The 25,206-nt window shown below is 56.5% G+C and carries 27 protein-coding genes; 17 read left to right on the forward strand and 10 right to left on the reverse strand.

From position 1 onward, the window contains the following. Positions 1-91 precede the first annotated feature (91 nt). From HBN98_RS22520 to pdxR, 4 genes are all read right to left on the reverse strand, one after another. Positions 92-805, reverse strand: coding sequence for an ATPase (locus tag HBN98_RS22520; protein WP_083368883.1), 714 nt, complete (start codon positions 803-805; stop codon positions 92-94). Positions 806-1,046: 241 nt separating this feature from the next. After that, on the reverse strand, positions 1,047-1,448 hold the full coding sequence (locus tag HBN98_RS22525; RefSeq protein WP_064587853.1) for a cupin domain-containing protein: 402 nt from the start codon (positions 1,446-1,448) through the stop codon (positions 1,047-1,049). Positions 1,449-1,644: 196 nt separating this feature from the next. Further along, complete coding sequence (locus tag HBN98_RS22530) at positions 1,645-1,938, reverse strand: putative quinol monooxygenase (RefSeq protein WP_083368884.1); 294 nt, start codon at positions 1,936-1,938, stop codon at positions 1,645-1,647. 123 nt (positions 1,939-2,061) lie between these two features. After that, positions 2,062-3,495, reverse strand: coding sequence for a MocR-like pyridoxine biosynthesis transcription factor PdxR (pdxR, locus tag HBN98_RS22535; protein ID WP_083368885.1), 1,434 nt, complete (start codon positions 3,493-3,495; stop codon positions 2,062-2,064). Between the two features lie 310 nt (positions 3,496-3,805). Between pdxR and HBN98_RS22540 the strand changes: the two genes are divergently transcribed. Next, positions 3,806-4,246: a carboxymuconolactone decarboxylase family protein gene (locus tag HBN98_RS22540; protein ID WP_083368886.1), complete on the forward strand. Its 441-nt coding sequence runs from the start codon at positions 3,806-3,808 to the stop codon at positions 4,244-4,246. 292 nt (positions 4,247-4,538) lie between these two features. Here HBN98_RS22540 and HBN98_RS22545 read toward each other — a convergent pair whose 3' ends face one another. Then, positions 4,539-4,853 carry a hypothetical protein gene (locus tag HBN98_RS22545; protein WP_083368887.1) on the reverse strand — a complete coding sequence of 105 codons (315 nt, stop codon included), beginning with the start codon at positions 4,851-4,853 and terminating at the stop codon, positions 4,539-4,541. A gap of 207 nt (positions 4,854-5,060) precedes the next feature. Between HBN98_RS22545 and HBN98_RS22550 the strand changes: the two genes are divergently transcribed. The 3 genes from HBN98_RS22550 to HBN98_RS22560 are packed head-to-tail and all read left to right on the forward strand — an operon-like array spanning position 5,061 to position 7,257. Next, on the forward strand, positions 5,061-5,726 hold the full coding sequence (locus tag HBN98_RS22550) for a secretin and TonB N-terminal domain-containing protein (RefSeq protein ID WP_083369432.1): 666 nt from the start codon (positions 5,061-5,063) through the stop codon (positions 5,724-5,726). Continuing rightward, a complete protein-coding gene (locus HBN98_RS22555) occupies positions 5,723-6,274 on the forward strand; it encodes an RNA polymerase sigma factor (RefSeq protein ID WP_064587847.1) in 552 nt (183 codons plus the stop codon). The genes HBN98_RS22550 and HBN98_RS22555 overlap by 4 nt, the downstream gene beginning before the upstream one ends. Before the next feature lie 44 nt (positions 6,275-6,318). Next, entirely contained in the window at positions 6,319-7,257 is a 939-nt protein-coding gene (locus tag HBN98_RS22560) for a FecR family protein (protein ID WP_083368888.1), read from the forward strand. 174 nt (positions 7,258-7,431) lie between these two features. Here HBN98_RS22560 and HBN98_RS22565 read toward each other — a convergent pair whose 3' ends face one another. Both HBN98_RS22565 and HBN98_RS22570 read right to left on the reverse strand, forming a co-directional pair. Next, positions 7,432-8,040 (reverse strand): prepilin-type N-terminal cleavage/methylation domain-containing protein, encoded by a 609-nt coding sequence (locus HBN98_RS22565; protein WP_083368889.1) that lies wholly within the window; start codon positions 8,038-8,040, stop codon positions 7,432-7,434. Next, positions 8,037-8,489 (reverse strand): GspH/FimT family pseudopilin, encoded by a 453-nt coding sequence (locus HBN98_RS22570; protein WP_083368890.1) that lies wholly within the window; start codon positions 8,487-8,489, stop codon positions 8,037-8,039. Before HBN98_RS22570 ends, HBN98_RS22565 begins: the two co-directional genes overlap by 4 nt. Positions 8,490-8,622: 133 nt before the next feature. Between HBN98_RS22570 and HBN98_RS22575 the strand changes: the two genes are divergently transcribed. The 3 genes from HBN98_RS22575 to HBN98_RS22585 all read left to right on the forward strand — a co-directional run bounded on the left by HBN98_RS22575 (position 8,623) and on the right by HBN98_RS22585 (position 11,723). Beyond that, complete coding sequence (locus HBN98_RS22575; RefSeq protein ID WP_083368891.1) at positions 8,623-9,054, forward strand: type II secretion system protein N; 432 nt, start codon at positions 8,623-8,625, stop codon at positions 9,052-9,054. 283 nt (positions 9,055-9,337) lie between these two features. Next, positions 9,338-10,561, forward strand: coding sequence for a hypothetical protein (locus tag HBN98_RS22580; RefSeq protein ID WP_083368892.1), 1,224 nt, complete (start codon positions 9,338-9,340; stop codon positions 10,559-10,561). Positions 10,562-10,760: 199 nt separating this feature from the next. Then, on the forward strand, positions 10,761-11,723 hold the full coding sequence (locus HBN98_RS22585; RefSeq protein WP_083368893.1) for an HNH endonuclease: 963 nt from the start codon (positions 10,761-10,763) through the stop codon (positions 11,721-11,723). A 152-nt stretch (positions 11,724-11,875) separates the two neighbouring features. On the opposite strand, the gene HBN98_RS22590 is transcribed toward HBN98_RS22585, so the two are convergent. Next, positions 11,876-12,181 (reverse strand): DUF6124 family protein, encoded by a 306-nt coding sequence (locus HBN98_RS22590; RefSeq protein ID WP_083368894.1) that lies wholly within the window; start codon positions 12,179-12,181, stop codon positions 11,876-11,878. 525 nt (positions 12,182-12,706) lie between these two features. Between HBN98_RS22590 and HBN98_RS22595 the strand changes: the two genes are divergently transcribed. The 4 genes from HBN98_RS22595 (at position 12,707) to HBN98_RS22610 (ending at position 17,114) form a co-directional block, all read left to right on the forward strand. Beyond that, positions 12,707-13,327 (forward strand): tyrosine-type recombinase/integrase, encoded by a 621-nt coding sequence (locus tag HBN98_RS22595; RefSeq protein ID WP_083368895.1) that lies wholly within the window; start codon positions 12,707-12,709, stop codon positions 13,325-13,327. 200 nt (positions 13,328-13,527) lie between these two features. Next, entirely contained in the window at positions 13,528-15,054 is a 1,527-nt protein-coding gene (locus tag HBN98_RS22600) for a nucleotide-binding protein (RefSeq protein WP_083368896.1), read from the forward strand. Between the two features lie 228 nt (positions 15,055-15,282). Further along, positions 15,283-16,050: a hypothetical protein gene (locus tag HBN98_RS22605; protein ID WP_083368897.1), complete on the forward strand. Its 768-nt coding sequence runs from the start codon at positions 15,283-15,285 to the stop codon at positions 16,048-16,050. Between the two features lie 212 nt (positions 16,051-16,262). Continuing rightward, positions 16,263-17,114, forward strand: coding sequence for a hypothetical protein (locus HBN98_RS22610; RefSeq protein WP_151101582.1), 852 nt, complete (start codon positions 16,263-16,265; stop codon positions 17,112-17,114). A 168-nt stretch (positions 17,115-17,282) separates the two neighbouring features. Here the strand turns inward: HBN98_RS22610 and HBN98_RS22615 are convergent, their stop codons facing one another. After that, a complete protein-coding gene (locus HBN98_RS22615; protein WP_083368899.1) occupies positions 17,283-17,975 on the reverse strand; it encodes a M24 family metallopeptidase in 693 nt (230 codons plus the stop codon). Positions 17,976-18,505: 530 nt separating this feature from the next. Here HBN98_RS22615 and HBN98_RS22620 point away from each other — a divergent pair. After that, complete coding sequence (locus HBN98_RS22620) at positions 18,506-18,862, forward strand: DUF6124 family protein (protein WP_083368900.1); 357 nt, start codon at positions 18,506-18,508, stop codon at positions 18,860-18,862. A gap of 181 nt (positions 18,863-19,043) precedes the next feature. On the opposite strand, the gene gspI is transcribed toward HBN98_RS22620, so the two are convergent. Further along, entirely contained in the window at positions 19,044-19,418 is a 375-nt protein-coding gene (gspI, locus tag HBN98_RS22625) for a type II secretion system minor pseudopilin GspI (protein ID WP_156792143.1), read from the reverse strand. Positions 19,419-19,566: 148 nt separating this feature from the next. Here gspI and gspG point away from each other — a divergent pair, with 148 nt between their 5' ends. From gspG to gspD, 5 genes are read left to right on the forward strand one after another with little or no spacing between them, the layout of a single operon-like run. Further along, positions 19,567-20,025: a type II secretion system major pseudopilin GspG gene (gspG, locus tag HBN98_RS22630; RefSeq protein WP_083368902.1), complete on the forward strand. Its 459-nt coding sequence runs from the start codon at positions 19,567-19,569 to the stop codon at positions 20,023-20,025. Between the two features lie 8 nt (positions 20,026-20,033). Next, positions 20,034-20,987: a type II secretion system minor pseudopilin GspK gene (gene gspK / locus HBN98_RS22635; protein WP_083368903.1), complete on the forward strand. Its 954-nt coding sequence runs from the start codon at positions 20,034-20,036 to the stop codon at positions 20,985-20,987. Beyond that, the gene (gene gspL, locus HBN98_RS22640; RefSeq protein ID WP_083368904.1) at positions 20,984-22,162 is read left to right on the forward strand and encodes a type II secretion system protein GspL; all 1,179 of its coding nucleotides are present in this window, start codon (positions 20,984-20,986) and stop codon (positions 22,160-22,162) included. The genes gspK and gspL overlap by 4 nt, the downstream gene beginning before the upstream one ends. Next, positions 22,155-22,703 carry a type II secretion system protein GspM gene (gspM, locus tag HBN98_RS22645; protein ID WP_083368905.1) on the forward strand — a complete coding sequence of 183 codons (549 nt, stop codon included), beginning with the start codon at positions 22,155-22,157 and terminating at the stop codon, positions 22,701-22,703. The genes gspL and gspM overlap by 8 nt, the downstream gene beginning before the upstream one ends. Then, positions 22,700-25,078, forward strand: a complete 2,379-nt coding sequence (gene gspD / locus HBN98_RS22650) for a type II secretion system secretin GspD (RefSeq protein ID WP_083368906.1) — start codon at positions 22,700-22,702, stop codon at positions 25,076-25,078. Before gspM ends, gspD begins: the two co-directional genes overlap by 4 nt. Positions 25,079-25,206 lie beyond the last annotated feature (128 nt).

Below are 25,206 nucleotides of genomic sequence, written 5' to 3' on the forward strand. Positions count from 1 at the left end.
TGGTCTGGCCCCTTCGCGAGCAGGCTCGCTCCCACAGGGGGAATGCATTTCAAATGTGGGAGCGAGCCTGCTCGCGAAAGGGCCCTTCCATTCAATATAATTTTTGATCCTGTTTGTTATCGAGCATCGACACTTTATCTGTCGGCCTGGTCAATAAATTACTCAGCGATTGATCAAACTTCTGCAACGCCCGAACTTGTACATCCTGCTGCTGGTTAATATCCGCCACGATCTCTTCCGAAAGTTTGAAGTCCGCCCACACCGGCGTCAGTTCTTTCGCCTCGGAACCTTTCGCCGTCCCGATGTAGTTCAACTTCGCATCATAAAAGTCCGCACTGACATCGGCCTTGATGTCGGAGCTGCGCGAGGTGATCAACTGGCTGTGGGTGTCGACGATTGCCACCACGTCGGGGTGTGCCGCACGCAGGCTCTGCATGTCCGGGTAGACCGTGACCGAGCCGAACTGCCGCTGCAACGAGGCCTTGACCCAATCCACCGCCATGTCGGGTTTCGAGGTGTTGACGTAGGCGTCGTGGATCGGCTGCACCAGCAGGCTCTGGCCGAAACCGGTGCCGGCGTTGGCCTGGTAGTTGCGCAGGTATTCGCGATTGGTCTGGGTGCTGGGGCTGTAGACCACGCCCAGCGATACGCCGGGACCGCTTTTCACCTGGGCGGCGCTACTGCGGCCGACCGGTTGGGTGAACAGCGTGTCGAGGGAGGAAACCGCCTGCGGTGCGGTGGGCACCGAACAGGCGGACAGGGCTAAAACCGATACCGCCAACGTACTGGCAAACGCAAGTTTCATGGTGAGTCTCCCGTGAGGCCACTTCAGTCGGAAAGTCTGAGTTGTCGCGGCGCTGTGTACCGGGCGCACGACAGTTAATTCAGACTAAACCCGCCAAGCTGTAAATAAGCTGACAATTTTCCTGGTTAGGGCGATGCAATAGTTTTATTTGCTGTAAGGCCAATCGGTTAATGACCACGGGAAATAAAAAGGCGCAAAACATGGTTTTGCGCCTTTTTATTTATGGCTGTGCAAACAACCATCAGTTTTTCAAGGGGATCAACACTTGCTCGTCCGGCGCCAGCACCATGAACACCAGCAACTTCGCCGGTTTGGTTTTGCTGGCGTTTTTCGACACCAGATGTTCCGAGCCGGCCGGTTCGTACCAGAACTGGCCTTTCTTGTAGGTGATCGCCTGTTCGCCCTTCACTTGGGAAATCACCTCGCCCTCCAGTACGTAAGCCATGGCGGTGCCGTCGTGTTTGTGGGCGATCGAGGACTGCCCGGGTTTGTAGTCGACTTCGATCATCATGGCTTTTTTGCCGGGGGCATTTTTCAGCATCTGGTCTTGCAGGACCGTGACTTTTTCCGATGGGTCATGGGCCAGCGCAGCGGCGGACATGGACAGGGCGAGAGCGGCGGTGAAGAGGTGCAGGGCTTTCATGGCGGATCACCAGTTGGGGGAGGGGTGGTGACCACAGTAGTCTGCGGGGCGGGGCGTGCAAACGGCCAATATTCGGGAAGATCGGGTGACCAATTGGCGGTGGCCAAAAGCAAAAGATCGCAGCCTTCGGCAGCTCCTACAGGAAACGCATCCCACTGTAGGAGCTGCCGAAGGCTGCGATCTTTTGATCTTGCTTCTAAACGATAGGGAAACTGTTGAAATCCACACTATTGGCCAGGCGGCTATCGATCAGGTCAATAAACCCCTGGGCCTCAGGCCGGTTGAAGTGCGCTTGCATCGCCGCTTCCGACTGCCAGCGTGCGCTCACCATCCAGCGGTGGTTGTCTTCGGGGCAGCGGTCGACCATGTAGGCGTCGCAGCCCGGTGTTTTGCGCAGGGTGTCGACGATCTTCTGCAACTGCCGGCCGAGCTCTTCCGAGCGGCCGGCGGCGGCGCGCAACTCGACGGTGTTGATCACTTCGTTGGACATTGCTCACACTCCTGAATCAGGCCGGACGAATCCTGCTCATTGAGGGATAACGCCTGTGCAGAATAGGCCTGCCCCCCTTGAACACCAATAACCAATCGGCGGCTAATCGCCCAGACCAATTATTCAGGCAACTTGTTGCAGGATGTCGCGCAGGCGATCCAGGGCGATGTCGATGTCCAGCGTCTCGATGGCGCCGAAGCCAAAATAAAGGCCGCTCTTCACCGGTTGCTGGTAATGGAAGGTGTCGATGGCATACAGCCCGACCTCGACCTTTCTCGCCAGCTCGATGACCAGCGGCAGGTCGATTGGCACCTTGCACAGCGCCGCCATGTGGAAGCCTGCGGCGGCCGGCACCACCTCAAACCAGGGCGACAGGTCGCCCGCCATGCGCGCCAGAATCCGTTCGCGGCGCTGGGCGTAAATCCCGTGGCAGCGGCGGATGTGCTTGAGCAGGCAACCTTCGGCGATGAACTTGGCCAGCGCCCATTGCGGCAGGGTCGAGGCGTGCAGATCGGTGAGCTGTTTGGCGCGAATCACCGCTTCGAGAATAGCTGGCGGCAGGATCGCGTAACCCAGGCGCAGCTCTGGCAGCAGGGTTTTCGAGAACGTGCCGATGTAGGCAACGATGCCGCGCTGATCGAGCTTGTGCAGTGAATCGGTGGGACGTCCTTCGTAGCGGAATTCGCTGTCATAGTCGTCCTCGATGATGATCGCGCCCAGTTCATAAGCCCGGGCCAGCAAGGCCTCGCGACGCGCGTGGCTCATCGGCATGCCCAGCGGGAACTGGTGCGACGGCGTGACATAAATCAGCCGCGTGCCCTCCGGGATTTGCTCAACCACGATGCCTTCGGCGTCTACCGGTACGCCGACCACTTCGGCGCCGTGGGTGCCAAACAGCAGGCGCGCCGGCGGGTAGCCCGGGTCTTCCATCGCTACTCGGCTGCCGGGGCTGATCAGCACGCGGGTGATCAGGTCCAGCGCCTGTTGCGCGCCGTTGCACACCACGATGTCTTCGTCCTGGCAGTTGATCCCGCGGGAGAACGCGATGTGCCCGGCAATCGCATGGCGCAGCGCCGGCAGGCCTTCGGGCACGCTGTAGAAGCCTTTCGACCCGGCCATCTGACGCATGGCATGGGAGACGCAGCGGCGCCAGTCGTCATGGGGGAACTGGCCCTTGCTGGTGGCGCCGCCGATGAAGTCGTAGCGCAGCGAGCCGTCCAGCGTCGGATGCCGGAGAAACACCGGCAGGTTGCGCCAACGCTCGATGAGCTCGGCGCTGGCCAGTTCGGTGTGGCTTTGCTTGCGCTGAACCTGCGCCGGGCGGGCGTTGACGTAAGTGCCTTTGCCGATCACCCCGGTGAGGAAATTTTCGTAAGTCAGCTGCGCGTAGGTGTCGGAAATGGTCTTGCGCGAGATCCCCAATTGCTCGGCCAGCAGGCGACTCGGTGGCAGCTGCGTCCCCGCCGCCAGACGCCCGGACTCGATGGCGCCGCGCAGCTGGTTGTACAACTGACCGGCCAGGTCCTTGCGGCCATTGATCACGACGTGAAGTTCCATACCGACGCGGCTCCGGGGGTGATTGAAGTGTCGGTCAGATTAACGCTGTTGTTTGATTGGCAATAGTTGCCTACCCGAAAAACCCGAAATTGGCCTCAATCCCCTGTAGGAGTGAGCCTGCTCGCGATGACGGTGGCATATCCGACAGCAATGTTGCCTGACACACCGCTATCGCGAGCAGGCTCACTCCTACAGGGATTTGTGCTCGGCTGATGGTTATTGGTGTAGCGGTTTTCCGTGCAATTGGGGCTGTAATGCATCGCTGTCGGCGTTTACGGTGAAGTCATTATTCCGTCTACCGAGAACTGCCATGTCCCCGCGTCTGGATTACTACAACGCCTCGCCCAAGGCGATGAAAGCCATGCTCGCCATGGAGGCGTTGACCCGCGACCTGAGTATCGAGGCGCCGCTGTTGCAACTGATCAGGATCCGCGCCTCGCAGCTCAACGGCTGCGCGTTCTGTACCGACATGCACTCGGTGGACGCGCGGCGGGCCGGGGAGAGTGAGCGGCGCTTGTATGCGCTTGCGGTGTGGCGCGACAGCGGCTTTTTCAACCCCCGCGAGCGGGCCGCGCTGGGCTGGGCCGAGGCGGTCACGCTGTTGGCTGAAAGCCATGTGCCGGACGATGTCTACCAACTGGCCAAGGCGCAATTCAGCGAGGCCGAACTGGTGGATTTGACCATGGGCGTGAGCGCCATCAACAGCTGGAATCGGTTGGCGGTGAGCTTCCGCCAAACCCCAAGCGACTGACGTGCACATAACCTGTGGCGAGGGAGCTTGCTCCCGCTCGGCTGCGCAGCAGTCGCAAAACCTTTGCATGCGGTCTGTCAGTTAAAACCGGTTCGGCAGGTTTAAGGGCGCTGCGCACCCCTGCGGGAGCAAGCTCCCTCGCCACAAAGTTTGCTCTGCAGTTCGGTGGGCGGTGAGCTTTCGCCAAGCCCAAAGCGACTGAAGATCAAAAGATCGCAGCCTTCGGCAGCTCCTACATGGGATCGAATGTAGGAGCTGCCGAAGGCTGCGATCTTTTGACTTTGATGTTTGCCTAATTCGGCGGGCGCTGCGGTTTGACTGACGTCCCGAAGGTATTGCCCATCCGCGTACCGGTCGCCGCCGGTGTCGCCAGCCCGACCTGATTCGGTGGCCGCTTGTTCACCGGCACATTCAGCGCTTCCTGGTTCTTTGCCGCCGCCGCTGCGCCTTCGGGGTTGTTGCCCATCTGCTGGCTCAGGCAATCGTAATTCGGCGCCTTGTAGCCGCCCACGGTGACGTCCACGCAGCCCAGCGGTTGCTCGGCTTGGGCGTTTACGAATGCACTCAACAACAGCCCGCCAAGGGCGATTTTCCACAGTGATTTCATGCAGGCCTCCTGGCCGGCCCGAAGGGGCCGTTCTACGCAAAGAGTCTAGTGCAAGCCCCGCGCAAATCCCGTGATGGTTTTTTTGCACCGCCCGTCACACCAGATTCATAAACAGCCATCAGGATGACGGTTTTCAGGGGTACGTCAGCCGTGCAGCGAGGCAGTTCCAGGGACGGTCTTCAGCGTTCAGCGACTCTTGTGCACCGGCTGGGTCTGGGGCTGCTGCTTGGCTGCTTGAGCGGCGGCGTGACAGCCGGACCGATGCCGGCGGACTTGCGCATGACGCTGCACATTCCGGCGCAGGACCTGGCCCGAGCGCTGGATCAGTACAGTCACGCCACCGGGGTGGCGGTGCTGGTCGACAGTCAGTTGAGTCGCGGCCGACGCTCATTGGCGGTCGATGGCGAATACACCGCCGCCGACGCCTTGCGCCGTTTGCTCGGCGGCAGTGGCCTGATGGCGCGTTATGCCCGCGACGATGCGTTCACCTTGCAGGTGGCGCAGGTCGAGGACGTGCCGTCGGCCGTGGACAAACCCACGCCGGCCAGCGCCGCCGTGAGTCGCAGCTACGCCACCGCGGTGCAAGCGGCGATCGAGCGCAACCTGTGCCGCTCGCCGCTGACCCGTCCGGGCAGTTATCGCGCGGTGTTGCAGGTCTGGGTCGGGCGGGACGGCGTGGTGCAGCACAACCGGTTGGTCACCACCACCGGTGATGAACGGCGCGATACGGCGCTGGTGGAGAGCTTTCGCAATCTCAGGATCGACCGGCCGACGCCCAGCGCGTTGCGTCAGCCGGTCACGTTGCTGTTGTTACCGGAGTCGTCAGGGAAACGCATGGAATGCACCAAATGGGAAGGAGTTTCCGGGGGATGAAAGACACCGGACAAGGTTCGATGGTCCAACTGTTCCTGACGTCCTATGAGGACTTTCGGGTGCGCTTGCGACGCCGTCTCGGCTCGGAAGACCTGGCCAACGACGTGCTGCACGAAACCTACCTGCGGGTCGACCGCATGGAAACGCCGCCGAACCTGTTGCGGCCCAATGCCTACCTCTATCGCATGGCGCTGAACATCGCCGCCGACCGCCGTCAGGCCGATGCGCGCCTGCTCACCGGCAGCGAAGTCGAAGAGCTGCTGCAGATCGGCGACGAGGCCCTGGACCCGGCGCGAGTCGTGGGTGGGCAAAAGGAAATTCAGTCACTGCTCAGCGCCTTGTACGAACTGCCGGCACGCCGTCGGCGGATCTTCATTGCGGCGCGTCTGGAAGAGGCGCCGCACCTGGAAATCTCCCAGCGTTTCGGCATCTCCACGCGCATGGTCGAGAAGGAAATCAAAGCTGCCTTGGGCCACTGCGCAGCGAAACTGGAAAGAAAAGTGTTTCAGCGGTTCGGTCGCGGGGCCGGAAAACCGTCTTGTGAATGAAGCTGGGTAAAAAGTCCCGATTAATCCGTTGAGAATCTGCGCGTTTGAACATCTTTCGTCTGACACCTGCCGAGCCTTCAGCCGCCGAGCGTCTGCACAGCGAGGCCCGCGACTGGTTGATCTTGCTGACCTCGGGCCGCGCCACCGTCGCCGACGCCCGCGCACTGCGCGAGTGGTGCGCACAGAGCCCCGAGCACGCCCGTGCGTTCGAAGACGCCAAGCGCTTGTGGCATCAACTGCAACCAGCGGCGGAGCAATTGCAGGCACCGCGACGCTTCGGTCGTCGGGCCTTTCTTGGCGGTGCCATCGCGGCATCGGCAGCCTTCCTGCTGGTGCGCGGCACGATTCCCGGTGGCTTCGAAGGGCTCGGCGCCGATTACATCACCGAAGTCGGCCAGCAGCGGCGCTTCGAACCGGCGGATGGCGTGAGCCTGGAACTCAACACGCAAACCCGCATCAACCAGCGCGCTGGCGACGACGGTGTGCAGGGGTTTGAGCTGGTCAGCGGCGAAGTCGAAGTGCAGACCGCGCGCCTGCCATTGGCGATGCAGGCCGGGGGCGGCTGGTTGCGCGCGAGCCAGGCGCGGTTCAATTTGCGCAACACCGATCAACAGGTGTGCGTGACATGCCTTGATGGTTCGGTGGACGTTAACGTCGATGGCCGCAGTCTGCGTTTGCAGCCGGGCGAGCAATTGACCTATGACGGGCGGCAGGTGGGGGCGGTGCAAAGCGTCGACACGGTGGCGGTGATGAACTGGCGCCAGCAAGTGCTGGTGTTCAACGGCGCGACCCTGAGCCAGATGATCGACGAGATCAACCGCTACCGCCCCGGCATGTTGCTGCTGCTCAACCGCGAACTCGGCCAACGCCGCGTCCAGGCCCGTTTCAGCCTCGACCAACTCGCCGGCGTCGCACTGCTGATCCGCGATGCCTACGGCGTCAAATGCACCGAACTACCGGGCGGCGTGGTCGTCCTCAGCTAACCCAACACCACCAACCCCTGTGGAAGCTGGCGTGCCAGCGATGACGCCCTAACAGCCAACCACCCCCCAACTGACCAAACCCAATCCCAATGTAGGAGCTGCCGAAGGCTGCGATCTTTTGATTTTGCCTTTAAGGATCAAAAGATCGCAGTCTTCGGGCAATTCCTGCACGTATCACTCCAACGGCCCCATCACCTGCCGATACCGCTCCACCCCCTGCGCCGTCTCCCGCGTCAACCGAACCTCCAACCCCAACGGATCCTCCCGCCGATTCCCACTCAACTGCCGCCAACCCTCATCGACTTCCCAAACCCGCACCTGCACATCACTCACACCGTCCAACACCGCCACCCCAGCCCCCGGCGCCGGTAACGGATACCGACTGCGCGCCTCAGCCACCGCCCGAAACAACGTGTCGCCCTTGACCCACCAACGCACCCGCTGCAACGCCCCAGGCTGATCCGCCGCACTGCGAATAATATCCAGCCGAAACCCTTTGCTATCACTGCTACGCACAGTAATCGCCGGCGGCGCCGTCGGCAGCTCATCATCCACGCCCACCTTCTTCGGCTCGGTCAACTCAATCCCCGCGCGCATCTCCACATCCCGCTGCAACTGATTCAACGCCCGCAACAAACGGTCACTCTGCTCACTGCTCGCCTGCAAATGACTGTCCGCACGCGTCACACTGTCCAGCCCGCGCCACGCAATCAAACTGACCACCGCCATCAGCAGAATCGCGACCATCACCTCGATCAGGGTAAAGCCCCGTTGATCGCTCATTGCACACTGATCCTGCCACTGGCATCACGCAGCACACTCAGCCGATTGAGCCCATCAGACAGGGTCAACTGCAGCGGCGGATTAATCCACTCGGCGTTGAGCACCACCTTTTGCTTCGGCTCCACCCGCACCTCCAGCTTCGGACTCTGCCAAGTGCGCAGCCGCAACTGCGGATCATCCTTGAAATGCTCAAAACCCCGCCCACTGTCAATGCGCCGACTGAACCAAAACCCCTTGCCATCGCTCAGCCACACAATCGGCCGACCATCCGCGCGCGCTTCGGCCTGCGCCACCTGCAGCAACTGCGCCACACGCTCGGCGTCCTTGCGCAGCAATTGCAGCGGATCCGGCTTGATACTCAGGCTGATCGCCGCACTGGCGATCCCGATGATCACCAACACCACCATCAACTCGATCAGCGTAAAGCCCTGTTGCTTGCCCACATTCATCGGTTGCGCACTCCTTCGCGTCCAGCCCCGTCCCAAAAAACCATCCTGCACGGCCAACATGTAAGGCGTGTGAAATAAAACCGTGAGAATTGCCGCGTAGCCTGTCAGCAGGGACTAAAAGGAGATTCAGCCCATGATGCTCACCACCCGCATTTCCCCCCCGCAAACGGTCCAGGCCCTCGCACTGCTCGCCGCCCTGGTCGGCGTGGCAACCTGGTCGTCGCTACTCCTGACCTCCGCCGAATCCCACACCCCACCAGCGCCCCCACAAATGCTCGCCGCGCGCAGTGACAGCCCGGCGTTGCAGTGGTTTTCCAACAAGACGGCACCGGTGGACATCAAGGTGAGCGGGGTGATGGCGGGGAGTCGCGGGGCGGTGGCGATACTGAGCTTGAACGATGGCCCGCCAAGGAGTTTTTTGCAGGGGGAGAGGGTGGGGCCTGGGGTGAAGTTGGTGGCGGTGGAGGGGGATGGGGTGGTGATTGAGCAGGGTGGGGAGAGGGTGCGGTTGGGGGTGGAGAGGTTGGCGGAGGGGCCGATTTTGCCGAGCCTTACGAGGCCCTGATCTGTAGGGTTGAAGTCGTTATTTTTGTCGTTTAGTTGAATGCCGGTTCAAGGGCCTCCAAAAGCAGGGAGCCGAAACGCAAGCGAGTGCTTGTTGTCGCTCCCGGCCTGATGCGGGTAGTCGAGAATGTCCGCTAACGGCCAGAAGCGGACGCTCACTAAGGAGCGTTTTCAAGCATTACTTTTACGGTAAAGAAAAATCAAGTAAAGTGATGATGTCTCATCGCTATCACGCACTGCAAAGATACCCCTAACGTAATAAATTCGATACAAGGAATTAACGGATGGATTTTTTCGAAATTGATGAAGGCACGGATTCAAACCTACTCCATTTCAAATTTAATGAACTGAATAAGCAGTTTGGTTACGCCGGCGCCAAAGAGGTTGTTTCTTCCTGGGGGAATGACTTCTATGATCGCGACAAAAAGGCTAAAAAGGAATTTCAAACAACTTTTCATTCAACTTTTTGGGAACTCTATCTTCATGCCGCGCTGCGGGAAATGAATTTTAAAGTCAGCGAAAAGCACAATCGACCTGACTTTATCGTTGAATCACCCACTTCAATGTACATCGAAGCGGTAGTGTCAGAGATAAAAAAAGATGGCACTTCTGAAAAACTACGGTCGATAGAAGATGTTGAGGCCAACCTACGGCCGATTCAAACCAGGCGTGAGTTTTCAGATATTATCGATGAGGCAATATCGAGACACTCTAACTCTATAAAGTCAAAGCTAGAGAAATACACGGGATACGCGCGCAAAGATAAAGCGCCTGCTAAAGGTTATGTCGATTGTGATTGGGTTTCGCCTAGGACTCCATATGTCATAGCCCTGTCCTCCCATGATCAAATTGCCTACGGCAGAGAATTTATTTATTCAATGTTTGCTTTGCTATATGGGCACTATTACGACCCAGAAAAAAAAGCATACATCAACAGGAAGACCATTACAAAGCCCGGTACGGACACGGAGTTAGATATTGGAATTTTTCTGAATCCTTCGTTCAAAGAAGTTTCAGCTATCTTGTTTTGCAACACTCTCACACTGGGTAAGGTTTCGTCGCTACACAAATCAGAGAACATGAGTTTTGATGCGGTTCTAAATATTAGATATTTGCAAGATGAGCCGCACTTTCGCGTGCATGAGGTGACGCCCGAAAATCCTGAAAAATTACTTGATGGTCTATATGTGTTTCACAATCCGTTTGCTACAAATAAATTAGAGGTCGACACGTTTGATAAGTTGGCACAATTTTCCATGGATGAAGCTGGATTACATCAAATTGGCAATTATCCGTTAATTGTTTCTAGATACCACACTAATATGTTGCCTGGCGCAGTAATCCAAAGCGTAAAGGCTGATGCTTTTTTTAGCTACAACCCCGAGTATTGTGCGCGAGAGCTCAAAAAAGAGAGCGGTCTTTTAAATGGCGCTAAAAAAGAAAGTGTCAAGCAGAAGAAGAAAAATAAAAATAAAATCGCGAAGGTATCCCGAAAAAAGAACAGATAAAAACACTTAAAATTATTTTCGATAACGGAACCAGTAAAGGGGGGATTTAGTTTCTGAGAAATAAATCAGTCCCCTTTTTCGCTTTTTCGGTCCTTTTTTCTGATGCATTGATGCAGTTTTGATGCGGCCTTTAAGATGGTCAAACAGCTTTTCGAAAGTAGATCAGCCAACTTCTGCTCCCCTCCAGAGGCATAATAAAATGAGTCGTAACTTTAAAGCGTTAAAGCCTGAGATTTTAGAAAAATTCAAGCACCAATGTGCTTACTGTGGAGTCAAACTTTACGATCCGTTAATGGCGGATATCGAGCACTTCTATCCAAAATCCACCTACCCGCATCTAGCCCTTGATAAAGACAATATGCTTATTGCGTGTCGAACATGCAACATGATTAAAGGCGCGAGATTTCCTGTTGCCGATGACGGACGACCGTTACTACTAAATCCGTTGCATGATGATTTTTCACAGCACATAAAGCAGAATGAAAACGGATATTTGGAAGGCGTCACGGAACAAGGAGAGGTAACGATATCGGTATTGCAATTAAATCGACCTTCGCTCATAGAGCAACGCATACTAGAAGTTATCGAAAATAGGTTCTCTGGTGGTAAGGTATTGTCAGAGCACGATGTCTATATGACATTTACAAGCAGTATGCAAAATGTCATTGAGCTCAATGGTATTAAGTTGGATGATGGCAAAAACCTGCAAAAACAAATGGCGTACATGCTCTATGCAAATGTAATTACCTCTTTGGAAACATATCTGTGCGATCGGTTTATATCGCTCGTTCAAGGTGATAAGGGTAATCTCCGAGCTTTCGTTGAGAGCTTCAATGACTACAGCCAAGAAAAATTTCTTATTGCTGAATTGTTCAAAGTGCACGAAGGGATAGAGGCAAAAGCAATTGAGTCAATGAAAAGCGTTTTGTACCACAATTTGCCAAAAGTAAGTGGCATGTACAGGGATACATTTGGGCTTGATTTTCCTGTTTTTACAGAAGTGTTTAAAAGTGTATTGATTCGGCACGATCTGGTTCATCGAGCTGGTAAAACGAAAGCTGGCGACTTTCATGATCTAACCGCTGAGTCAGTCGAGACAGTTGTTAGCGAATGCTCAAAGTTTGTAGAACAGTTGGAAAAGGAGCTGAGGTCCAATACTTGAATGTTTACTGTTCGGTCCAGGAGAAATGGGGACCGATTTAATATCTCGAATTGTGGCTTCTGGCCGAAAGCTGCCATCCTCCATAGCAGCTTCGGTCAACGCTTATTCCCTCTATCGCTCCGAACTAGCCGGACACCAAAGAGGGCAAACGTTTAGCTCTTCACCTCAACATGATCCAACGCCTGATTCACCGCCAATTCACTCAACATCACTAACTGCGCAATCCCGATCACAGTTTTGCGATGAGCAGGCTCCAGCGTGGCCACAAAGTTATTGAGCATTTCGCTCGCTGATTCCAGTGATTCGCTGGCCAAAAAGAGGATTGATTTATTTTCTGAAAAATAAATCAGTCCTCTTTTTTGATTAGTCCCCTTTTTTGATTCGAGTTTTTTAGCCGCTTTAGATACCCCCGAAACCGAAAAGCCAGAAAAGTAAAGCTCTGCCTCTATGCCCCTCATACTCCGATTCACTATCAAGCTGTTTTAGACAATAAAACAAACTGATAATGGCTGGGATAAACAACAAAGTGAGCAACCATTGAAACGCAACTGTTGATTTCAAGGTGATCGCCAAAAGTAAATTAATTAGAGTCATGCCAATAATGAATAAGTTGTATCTAATATGTCGACGCTTCATTGAAGCAAAGCTTTCCCAATCATAAATCAGCCAGTCGTGGGAAAGGTCGTCGCATTTAGGACACCTAAGGCTTGGCGGAAGCTTGTCTGCGATATAACCGCAGCTAGGGCATCGAACTTTCATGACGCTATCCTGACACTCTCTCATTAGTTGACATGCCATGTCGTGGTAAGCGCGAGATCTATCGAGGGATAACGCGATAGGGATGACGGCAAGCCCGACTACGATAAAGAGGGTAGCAGGACACAATCCATTTGCCCGTAGTCTGTCCACCGACTGCTGTTGGCCGGTTAGCGACCCTTTCTCTGGTCAGCCATCCTTGTCCTTCGACACGTGGAGGACTCGTCATGAACATCTTCGCTACCTGCAGCCGCCAGCCTTGGAACAAAGGAAAACTGGTCGGGCAGAAAGCTCCACTCAGACTGAGAGATATCTGGGCCATCCGGGTAAGGCTTCAAATTGCAGAACGAACCCGTGATCTTGCGCTCTTCGATCTGGCCATCGACAGCAAGCTTCGGGCCTGCGACTTAACCAAGCTTCGTGTGCGCGACGTCGCCCATGGCGAGCACGTATCACCACGCGCCATGGTGATGCAGCAGAAAACGCTGCGGCCAGTTCAGTTCGAGATCACCGAACAAACACGGTTTGCTATCGCGGCCTGGATAAACCAGGCCCAACTCCGGAGCGAGAACTGCCTTTTTCCGAGCCAGCTGCATACCTCAGACCATCTATCAACACGTCAATACGCACGTATCGTCAAAGGCTGGGTGGAAGCAGTCGGCCTTGATCCAGCCATGTATGGCACTCACACAATGAGGCGTACGAAGGCATCGTTGATCTATCGCAGGACGAAGAATCTGCGAGCGGTTCAACTGCTGCTTGGCCATTCGAAGCTTGAGAGCACCGTTCGATATCTGGGAATTGAAGTCGACGACGCCTTAGAGATGGCGGAACAGACCGAGGTTTGAATAAGCATAGCGACGGTCGAGCCCTGACCGTCGCTAACCGGCCAGAAGCAGACGCCGCAGAAGGATTGAAGTAGGATCGTACGACGCTCGCTACGCAATCTTCATCCGTGTCACCTTCTGCATTGTTTTTCCTCGCCGTCGCGCTAATCTGAGTTCATCCAGAGCCCAGCACATAAAGGATTTCATCCATAGGAGCAACAATGTCAAAACCTCGTGTCTTCATCGGCTCATCCGTTGAGGGGCTCAGTGTCGCCTATCCGGTACAGCAGAACTTATTGCACGAAGCGGAAGTCACCATCTGGGACCAAGGCGTTTTTGAGTTATCTCAAACTACGATGGAGAGTTTGACTAAAGTCCTCTCGGAAAGTGACTTTGCTATATTCGTATTTTCACCGGACGATTTGATCCGGATTAGAAATTTAACTGCACCTGCAGTAAGGGACAATGTACTTTTTGAGTTCGGCCTTTTCATCGGTAAACTGGGACGAGAGCGAGTATTTTTCATTCTGCCATCGGATGGTGATCTACATATCCCTACTGATCTTTTAGGAGTTACGCCTGGTAGATATGAGTCAACACGCGAAGATGGCAGCATGCAGGCGGCTACCGGCTCTGTGTGCTACCAAATCCGGCTCCAGATGAAGAAGCTCGGGATTGCTCCTGGTCGGATTATCGTAGAGGAAAGCACAGAAGGCGGCGTAGTAGAGGATTTGGAAAGACGCGATTGGTTATTCGACTTTGTGGAAGAAAAGTATGATCAAGCCAAGGCTACGCTCCAGAGTGAAGTAGATAGCATATCGGGAGAAGCTGCGCTTACCAGAAAAGCTTGGATTCTTTACTGCGAGTTCAAGCTAAGCAACGATGACAACATCGATGCATTAATAAACTACGCCAACGAGCACTTTGAGTTCTCAGGTGTTCAGTCCATTGTCGCAACATTCCTTCGCTGGGAAGGCAACGCCAGCAAAGCAATCGAACTCTTGTCTGCCGTCCAGGAAAAAAGGCCGAAGGATTCCGAAATTGCTATGGCGCTTGCGCTGTGTCATTCGGATGAAACTGACAGTGCTAATGCAATCGCTGAACTGCAGCGTATTGGACCGGATGATTTTCCTGAAGTAGCCATCCGTTTGGCTGAGACCCTTGAGCGAGAGGAAAACACGAACGAAGCTTTGTCAGTTGTTCTGCGTTGCTACGCGAAGCACCCAAGCCACAAGGGGCTTCGATTCAAGTACGCCCGCTTGGCTCAGGAGCTTGGCCAAGACCATATTGGGGCGCACTTACTTGATCGCCTGACATATGAGGACCCAAGCTCAATTGAATATTGGGGATATCTTGGAAACTCCTGTCTCCAACTCGATCTATACGATAAAGCGCTATACTCCTATCGTAGAGCAGAAAAGCTAATGAATGCAGAGAGCCCTTCGCAGTGGATAACCGCTAACATAGGTAACTTGCTGATTAATAAAGACCTGCCAACTGAGGCATGTGAATACTTGGAGCGAGCAGTCAAGTTTGAGCCTCACTCTGAGTACGGCCATGAACGATTAGCTTCTGCGTTAAGAAAAAAGGCTTCCGAGGCTAAAGAGTTCAGGAAGAAATGCACCGAAGGACAACGCCAGGTGCGTGAAGCGATAACGAACGCTCTCAATCCTTCGACTATTGAATCCGATGCCCCGCGCGGCCTGTTGAGCAACTTGCTTCTGACTAGCCCACCTCCCTCAAAATGACTGCTCTGGGTCGATTGCTGCTCTCCTGATTGACCGCAATTGGCCGATTACCATCGCCCACGATTGACTGCTTTCGGCCAGAAGCGGCCAGTCACAGGTTGGTGGAGAGTAGGCATTGTTCCATTCACAAGGCTCCAAGGTCCGCATAGGGTGGGAAGTCTCAGAACGTTTCCATTAAATGCTTATCCAAGTCACCTTGCCTTTAAAACCTGTGTTCGGGGAGTAAACATGGACGACTACGAAGAATACGACGAAAAAATTCCTTACCAGAACCCTGAAGAAATTGGTCAGACGGCAATTTACTCGGCTCTAAGCAGCCTGGTGCTCTTCGCAAACAATCTCGACTTTAGCAACCAAGCGATGAATCTCACGATTGTGGATGAGTTCATCATGGATCTTGAATACGGATACCTTCGTAGTAAATTCGACGAGACAAACACGCCTTACCAGTCGATATTCCTGTCTGCGCAGTCACAGATGTGGATTTTTTCTGCTTACGAGCTGATGCGCACATGGCGCGAGAAAATCAGTAAGTACCTCAGAGCAGCAGACAATGGCGGGCTGCCGCTCAAGCTGAAAGAACTGCAGAAGCCCATAGGCTACGAGAACTACACGATCCAAAAACGCATCGAGGAAATCAACCTGCTCATCGAGAATCCAGATCTCGTTGAGACGATGAGGGATGACCTAAGACGAACTCAAATGCTGTTCGCTCAGATTGAGCTCCTGCGGATGTCGCTCGCAAAACACCAGATGAGAAAGCGGCCCAGCGCAGCCGTCCTGACACCTACTGTGGGGTACATGAATCGCTGGTGTGGCTCCTTGGAGTACCAGATCAACAGCGGCCAGGTGATCATCTGCAATCTGAGCCGCAGAGACATTGCGGATGGGATTCGAGCAATACCAGCAATGACTGTCCCCTCCGACGAAGACCTCAACTCATTCGAAATTGCTATGCGCGGGCCTAGTGATGATGAGCTGAAGTCAATGTTCTAATAGAGTGTCCTGCAGCAAAATGCCTGAACAGAAATGCCTCTCTTAGCCAATTTGTCGGATCTCAACGACTGCAAGGGGTCGACTGCGGCCCTTCGTAGGGGGCAGCAGACAATCAAGGTATCGACTATGCTGAGGTCTACTCAGGGTGTAATTTTTGCATCAAATATAGTCTATGGCTTTAGCCATTGTTCAGATTAATACTGGAGATATTAATGGCAGCGGAGGCGCGAAGTATCTCAAGAAAAATTAGGGAAGTCTTACTGAATGAATCTAATGGAAAATGTGCCAACCCAGGTTGCAACAATTCCCGCGTTGAAATTCACCACATTCGTCAATGGAGTATTTATAAAGCTCATGATAGCGAGCATATGATTGCCGTATGCCCTACTTGCCATGACGCTTGTCATAACGGCACTTTTAAAATAAGTGATGAGTTGCTATACCGATGGAAGGGCTTAACCAAGGAGCGCACCTATACTGAAGCCAATATTTTTGTTCCATCTGCTGAGGTGACTAGGCTAAGCATGGGAACCATTACCCTGCAGCAAGCAAAGGAGAGGGAGACTATAGTCTTTAATCTATCAAGTGAAAACAAGTTGAGCTTCTCCGTAAAAAGCAATTGGTTAAAAGTAAGCGCAAAGTTTGTCGACAATGAAGGCCGCACAATTCTTGAAGTTACAGATAATAATCTCAAGCTGCATCGAGACCAAGACGTGCTTTTAGAGCAAAGGCCTGGCAGGTTCAGGGTTACAGCTCCCGTAAAAAAATTTTATTTGCCAGCCACTGCACTGTTTCTCATGAAAAGAGCGGAGCCTCTTTATGCGTCAGACGGAAGGGTTACAATGCTTGACCTGGAAGTGATAAAAGAAGGGCAAGTAAGAGTTCAGGGCGTTTGGCCGTTAGGGAACTCTGCAATTGTAGTTACTGAGCGCGCGATCAATATGTGCGATTCCGACGTTTTAAACAGCATCGAACCTAGGCCGTTAGTAATGACTGGTGCAGGTGACGAGACTGTTTTAATTTTTGCCGGCCCGATAGATGTCCCTATGTTTCGCTTTGAATAAAGTAAATGCTCCCGGATTTTTTCACGAAACTGAACGGCTTATTTTGGCCGAATGCGGTCGTAAGTGCGTGGCAGCTTTCGGCCAGAAACAGACATTCATGATGCGTAATTACCGACCTATAGCCTCAGAAAACAGCCTCATCTGTGGATCGACAGCGGTGGGAGTCCTTTACAACTCACAAGCGACGCCATCGTCGTCGAAGTAGTAAATGTTTTCATGCTTGTAACCCCACTTACCGTCTCTGATTCGGATATGTGGCTCGAATGTGAAGCACGCCACCTCGCCCAGCTTTCGTTTGTTACCCAATTCAATGTAAAGCCTTTGATCACGCTGCTCGCAGATGCTGTGACCAACGTTGCCAAGAAAATCGAGATTTTCGAAACCGATATCGATTATCGACTCATTCGCCAACTCAAACAATTCATTGAAAGTGGTTTCAGGACTGACCGTTTGTAGCATGAGGGCATGCAGACTGCGCTCTGCTTCATACCCACGAGTGAATTCATCTCCGAGCGGCACCGAACGACACACACCATCCTCGACATAGAATGAGCGTGCGCAATCGCCCCAAGCACTCCCTGATCGGGGGCTGAGGTCGACGGTCACAAGATTATTCAGACCAACTTTTTCGCTGCTTGGTTGATAGTCTCGACCTGACACAGAAATCGAACTACGCGATCCGAGTAGCACGAATGCCGGACAGTCGTAATACCAGGTATCGGGAAAACCTGCCTGGGTCAGTAAATCAGCTGCAATTCTCGCGATTGAAGACTCGGTCAAGTCTGGCTTTATTTGGTCAACGAGCTGCGCGAGGACGGATTTCGCTGCTGCCTGTACAAGTACGTTGCGTGGTGCTGGCATAAAGTGAAGCCTCTATCATCCTTGGTTGATGGCGCAGGCGTTTGAGCAAAACTGAACGTCAGCTAATGGCCGAAAGCAGCCACCGGGTGTGAAATTTAGCTCAACACACGCAAGTCAGCTGACCCGATGATGGGATGGATCTATTTAGGGGGAGATTTTCCGCTTTAAGGTCTCGGTAAACATCAGCGTTTAAAAAGACATCTCCAGACACTCTCTCAGGCTACACATCCTTGCGCCATTGCCTACAGCTACGCCAGAATCCGCCGGCTTGTGTGCCTTGGGGGCGGGTTCTATTGTGGTTCGGTCGCTGACGAATCAGTGATCGGATTTGACCGTCCGCCCCATATCAAGGCGCGCCAGCGTTCTGCACGTGTTCAGGCATTGTCTGAAATCATGTCGCGGTGGCTGTGCGTGGGACACCTTCGGGTGTGCCGGATTCCTTGATGTCCGGTCGGTCAACCCGCGTACAGCTGCCACCCTGTTTGTTTGACCGCGAACGGTGGCGGCTCTAATCATCAAGGAGCTTCACTATGAAAAAACCCACACCCAACCCACCCGAATCCGACGCCACATCCCCCTACGAATCCCTCGACTCCAAAAAGCTCCACGAAGCCGCCGAACGCGCGCTCGATCATTACCTTATTCCACCCGCCGTCCAGCCGCCTCGCCAATCCAGCACGATGTTCATGGTCGCGCCAAACACCAGCACCGAATCCCTGCTGGCCAATGCCTGCGAATCCATGGCTTCGGCCAGTGTGATGCTCAGTGATTTTGCCGGGCTGCTTGATACGCATTATCGCCACACGGTGTTGGGCATTGCGCAGGTGGTGATGCTGGGGGAGTTGGCGGTTAATAAGGCGCTGGATAATCTGGAGTTGTCGGGTTAGCGCTGGCATTGGTTTTTTGGGGCGCTTTGCGGCCCATCGGGGATGAATCCCCTCGCCACAGGTTTAGGGGCGTCAGAGCGTCAATGGATTTACCTGTAGGAGTTGCCGAAGGCTCGGGCCGCGATGGACGATCTTTTGACTTTTAGAAGCAAGATCAAAAGATCGCAGCCTGCGGCAGCTCCTACAGGGGGCGATTCAACAGAGTTTCCAGGCGGGCCAGGGGCGGGGCGTCCTGGTTGCGGTCGAAGACCTGGATGGCGACTTTGAGTAATCGGCCGTTCTCCGCTGGTGTGATCACTTGGTCGCAACGCAGTAGCAGGCGGCCTTGATCACATTCTTGTGCCTTTACTCCTATCGGCAATCGACCTTCCAGTCGCAACTCAGCCATGCGTGTCTGCGCCGCAATCATCGCCACCGAACGATCCCTCAAAACCCCACTGCTCTGCGTCATCAACCCCGCCACGCGCACGGCCGCCGACATCGCCACGGCGATGATCGCCAGCGCCACCAGCACTTCAATCAGGGTGAATCCGCTTTCTCGGGAACGCGTCGGCATAACAGGCCCAAAACCCAAACTCAGCCCTCGACCCTAACCCGCGTCCTTGACGGCTTGACGACCAAAACACCCGAGGATTTTCAACATCCCTGACATATCTTCTTGCAACACTGCGCGTCGAATCGAATCAAGCCAAGGGAATGTCGAGATGGATATCGCGCAGTTCAAACAGCCCAAACGACCGAGCCGGATGCCCCGTGGGCAGCAGGGTTTTACCCTGATCGAGATCATGGTGGTGGTGGTGATTCTCGGGATTCTTGCCGCGATGGTGGTGCCCAAGGTGCTCGACCGGCCGGATCAGGCGCGGGCCACGGCGGCCAGGCAGGACATTGGCGGTTTGATGCAGGCGCTGAAGCTGTATCGACTCGATCATGGCAGTTATCCGAGCATGACTCAGGGTTTGAAAGTGCTGGTGGAGCGTCCGGCGGATGCGAAGAACAGCAATTGGCGTTCGTACCTGGAGCGTTTGCCGAATGACCCGTGGGGGCGGCCTTATCAATACCTCAACCCCGGCGCGAATGGCGAGATCGATATCTTTTCCCTCGGTGCCGACGGTCAGCCTGACGGCGACGGTGTGAACGCCGACATTGGTTCGTGGCAGCTGTAAGGCCGGTGATGAACAGCCAATCGAACCAGCAGGGGATGGCGATCATCAGTGCGCTGTTGATTGCGGCGGTGGTCGCGGTGATTGCGGCGGGGATGTTGACCCGGCAGAGCGTTTCCACCCGCGCGCTGGAGGCGGATCAGCAGCGCGTGCAGGGGCGCTGGTTGTTGCACGGTGGCCTGGAGATCAGCCGGCAATTGCTGTGGGATGCGCGGCAGCGTGATCCGTTGACTCGCCTCGATCAGCCGTGGGCGCAGCGCTTGCATGCGCAAGGTTTCGAGGGCCGGCTGGAGGATGAGCAGGGCAAGTTCAACCTGCGCAATCTGGTGGCGAATGAGCGCGTCGATGAGGCGCAGGTGCAGGCGTTTCAGCGGCTGTGCGAGTTGATTGGCATCAGCGCTGGATTGAGTCAGCGCATCAGTCAGCGGGTGATCGGCTCTTATCCGTATCTGTTGAATCCGCAGATTGTCGAAAACACCGCGAGCAAAAACGGCTTTGACAGTGGCCGCGCCACTTCGCCGAATGCTTCGCGCAAGCCACAGAATCCGAAGTTGCCGATGCTGCGCAGTGTCGATGATCTGCGCAGCGTCGAGGGCGTGAATGATGCGGTCATTGGCAAACTGGCGCCGTACCTGACGGTGATTCCGGCGACCACCTGGCTCAACGGTAATACGGCCACCGCGCCGGTGCTGGCGGCGTATGTGCCGGGGTTGTCGCTGGAGCGCGCGCAGGCCCTGATCAATGAGCGTGACGCCGGGCGCTGGTTCATCAATCGCGGCGATTTCGTCAACCGTTTGCGCATGCCGAATCTGGAGCTGACCAGCGTCAAGGTCGGCATCACCAGTGACTGGTTTCGTCTGCGCGGCGAGGCGCGTCGCGAGCAGCGTCGGGTCAGTCTCGACGCGTTGTTGCACCGCAGCGAAGATCGTCTGCCGCAAGTGATCTGGTCGCGGGTGGGCGCATGAGCCAGTTGCGTGTGAGTTTGCCGCCATTGGCGCAATTGAGCCTCGACAGTGAATTGGACTGTGCATGGCTGGACCGTCAGGGTCAGGTCAGTCGGGAGCAGCGCCTGACCGTTGCGCAACTGGGCCAGTTACCGAAGCAGCCACCGCTGAGCGCTTTTCTGCACCCGGCGGACAGCCTGCTGGCGAGTATCGAGCTGCCACCGTTAGCGGCGAACAAGACCGCCGCGGCGGTGCAATGCGCGGCGCAGGCGTTGATGCTCGGCGACAGCCACGACATGCACATCGCTCACAGCCCACGGGATGCGGCGGGGCGGGTGCAGATTGCCTGGGCGCCGCGACAACCGTTGCTGCAACTGGGGCAGATGCTCAAGCAGGCCGGGCTGAACCTGCGCGGTCTGTACCCGGCGGCGTACAGCCTGCCGGTGCTGCCGGGCACGGTGGCGTGTCGGCAGGACGGTCATCTGTTGCTGCGCGAAAGCGTGCAAGCGGCGCAGGTGCAGCCGCTGTTCGACGAGGATCTCGGCGAGGGTCTGCTGGCGTGCGGCACGCCGTTGCACTGGATCGGCGCGGCACCGCCGCCGGGCGCCGAACTGCCGATGGCCGAGGCGCAGCGCTGGACCGGGCCGTTGCCCGGTTGGGGTCTGCACGGCGCGGTGCAACAGCAGGGCACTGAGCATCGCGGCTGGGGCCGGGCGCTGGGGCTTTGTGCATTGGCGGTGGCGGTGTGGGTGATCGGCTTGAACCTGTATGCCGCTCGCGAGGCCAGTCAGGGTCAGCAGCTCAAGGCGCAGATGAATCAGCGGGTGAAGCAGGCGTTCCCCGAGTTGCCGGTGATCCTCAATCCACTGCAACAGGCCCGCCAGCAATTGGCGGCGCGGCAGAAGGGCGCGGCAGAGGATCCGACGCAGGCGTTCAATCGGCTGGTGTTGCAGGCCGGCAGCGGCATGCCGTTCATGGCTGGCAGTGTCGAGCGCCTGACGTTTGTCGACGACACCTTGCAGCTGAGTCTGCTGGCCGACGCCCGGCGCAGCGGCAATGACCAGGACTGGCAAGGCACGCTGGCGCAGGCCGGGATCCGTGCGACGGCCAATGATGACGGCTGGCTGCTGCAACCGAGCGATGACGTAACCCCCACCGACGAAAGCGCTGACGACAGCGGAGCGGAAGATGAATAAGGCAACGCTGTTGGTGTATCGCGCGCGTGGGCAGCGTTTCAGCGCGCAGCTTCAGGTGCGCTGGCACGCGTTGGCGCTGCGTGAAAAACGCCTGGTCGGCGGCATGGCGGTGGTGCTTCTTTCGCTGTTGGTGTGGGTCGCACTGATTCAGCCGCCGCTGAAAAAAATCAGCTATTGGCAAGGCGAAACCCCGAAGTTGCGCGCGCAGACCGAAGCCCTTGAAGTGCTGTTGCGCGAGGTCCGCGTGCGCCCGGACGGGCAGAACATTGAGCAGTCGCTGCAGCAGACCCTGCAGGCCAGCGGTCTGGCCGGGCACTGTCAATTGCAAGCCGGGGCGGGCGGCGCGTGGCAGTTGAGTTTCGATGCGGCGCCGGCCGACGCGGTGCTCGACTGGCTGCTGAGCACCCCGGCACAACTTTCTCTGCAAGTGGTCGAGGCCCGTTTGCAACGCGCAGACACCGCTTCGACCGAGGTCACTGCCGGCACATTGTCAGGCACCGTTCGCATGGATCAGGCGCTGGGCGCTAAGGAAGCTTCATGAAGGGGTCAGGATCCAAACCGGCGCGCATGGCGTTGCCGATGCTGCTGATGGCATTGAGCGCGTGCAGCAACACCACCACGCCGCCGAACCAGCCGCCGTTGCTGGTGGACAGCGAACTCGGCCGGCCGCTGGCCAACACCCAGCGCAGCGGCGATGCGGTGCTCGACCGCGAGCGCGCACAGGCTCAGGCGCGACCTGCGCCCAAGCCATTGCACAACATCAGCCAGCGTGCGCGCAGCGGTTCAGCGTCCTCGGGCATCGCCTTGCCGAGCAACCCATTGGGCGATCAGCCGGTGACGCTGAATTTTGTCGATGCCGATATTCAAGCGGTGGTGCGTGCGCTGTCGCGTTCGACCGGTCAGCAGTTTCTGGTCGATCCTCGGGTGAAGGGTTCGTTGACGCTGGTCTCGGAAGGTCAGGTGCCGGCGCGGCAGGCTTACGACATGTTGCTGGCGGCGTTGCGCATGCAGGGCTTCAGCGTGGTCGATGTCGGTGGCGTCGCCCAGGTGGTGCCGGAGGCTGATGCGAAACTGCTCGGCGGGCCGATCTACAGCGCCGACAAACCGGCCGGCAACGGCATGCTCACGCGCACCTTTCGCCTGCAATACGAGAATGCGGTGAACCTGATTCCGGTGTTGCGCCCGATCGTCTCGCCGAACAACCCGATCAACGCCTACCCGGGCAACAACACCATCGTCGTCACCGATTACGCCGAGAACCTGACCCGCGTTGCGCAGTTGATCCAGACCATCGACAGCCCGAGTGCGATCGACACCGATGTGGTGCAGATCCAGAACGGCATCGCTGCCGACATCGCGCCGATGGTCGCCGATTTGCTCGACGCGCCGGGCAACGATCCGACGCAGAAAATCGCCGTGATCGGTGACCCGCGCTCCAACACCATCATCATCCGCGCCGGCAGCCCCGAGCGCACCGAGCTGGCGCGCAACCTGATCTACAAACTCGACAACGCGCAGAGCAACCCAAGCAACCTGCACGTGGTTTATTTGCGTAACGCGCAGGCGGCGAAACTGGCGCAGGCCCTGCGCGGCCTGCTCACCGGCGAGAGTGACAGCGGCACCAGCGACAGCGCGCGCTCGGTGCTCAGTGCGATGGGCAGCAACGGTAACAATGCGGGGTCGAGCGCGCAGAGCGGCACGCAAACCAGCGGCACAACCTCGACGACCTCCAGCAATGGCAGCACGGGCGGCAGTTATGCGCAGGGCAGCAGTTCGACCGGCAGCGGCGGTAATCAGGCCAGTGAGCAGAACGTTGCGTTCAGCGCTGGCGGGGTGACGATTCAGGCCGACGCCACCACCAACACCTTGCTGATTTCCGCGCCGGAGCCGCTGTACCGCAACCTGCGCGAGGTCATCGACCTGCTCGACCAACGCCGTGCGCAAGTGGTGATCGAAAGCCTGATCGTCGAAGTCGGCGAGGACGATGCCAGTGAGTTCGGCGTGCAGTGGCAGACCGGCAACCTGGGTGGCAACGGCGTGATCGGTGGGGCGAATCTTGGCGGTTCCGGGATCAATCTCAGCGGCAAGACCAGCCTCGATGTGCTGCCGCAGGGTTTGAACCTCGGCTACGTCAACGGCACGGTGGACATCCCCGGCATCGGCAAGATTCTCGACCTGAAAGTGTTGGCTCGGGCGTTAAAGAGCAAGGGCGGCACCAACGTGCTGTCGACGCCGAATCTGCTGACCCTGGACAACGAGGCGGCGAGCATTTTTGTCGGCCAGACCATCCCGTTTGTCAGCGGCAGCTACGTCACCGGCGGCGGTGGCACCAGCAACAACCCGTTCCAGACCGTGACCCGCGAAGAGGTGGGCTTGAAGCTCAACGTGCGGCCGCAGATTTCCGAGGGCGGCACGGTCAAGCTGGATATCTATCAGGAAGTCAGCAGCATCGACGAACGCGCATCCACCAGCGCGAGAGCGGCGGGCATCGTCACCAACAAACGTGCGATCGACACCAGCATCTTGCTCGACGACGGCCAGATCATGGTGCTCGGCGGCTTGCTGCAGGATGGCTACAGCCAGAGCAATAATGCGGTGCCATGGCTGTCGACCCTTCCCGGGATCGGCGCGCTGTTTCGCAATGAACGCCGGGCGATCAGCAAGACCAACCTGATGGTGTTCCTGCGCCCGTACATCATCCGCGACAGCGATGCAGGGCGCAGCATCACCCTCAACCGCTACGACTTCATGCGCCGCGCCCAGGGCGGGCTGCAACCGGAACGCAGCTGGGCGATGCCGGACATGCAGGCACCGCAGTTGCCGGCGGCGGCGCAAGGTGTGCCGGCCGTGGCGCCCACATCAGGCCCACGCGCAACCATCAAAGCGGTGCCAATTGAAGGGAGCACACGCTTTTGAAGCCGGTCCTCAATCTAAAGTGCACCCCTGTGGCGAGGGAGCTTGCTCCCGCTGGGCTGCGCAGCAGACCCAAAACCGGCGACCCCATTCTTCCAGATACACCCTGCATGCCGGATTTACGGGTGCTT

Origin of the sequence: Pseudomonas koreensis (assembly GCF_012986595.1) — a bacterium.
GTDB classification, from domain to species: Bacteria; Pseudomonadota; Gammaproteobacteria; order Pseudomonadales; family Pseudomonadaceae; genus Aquipseudomonas; species Aquipseudomonas koreensis.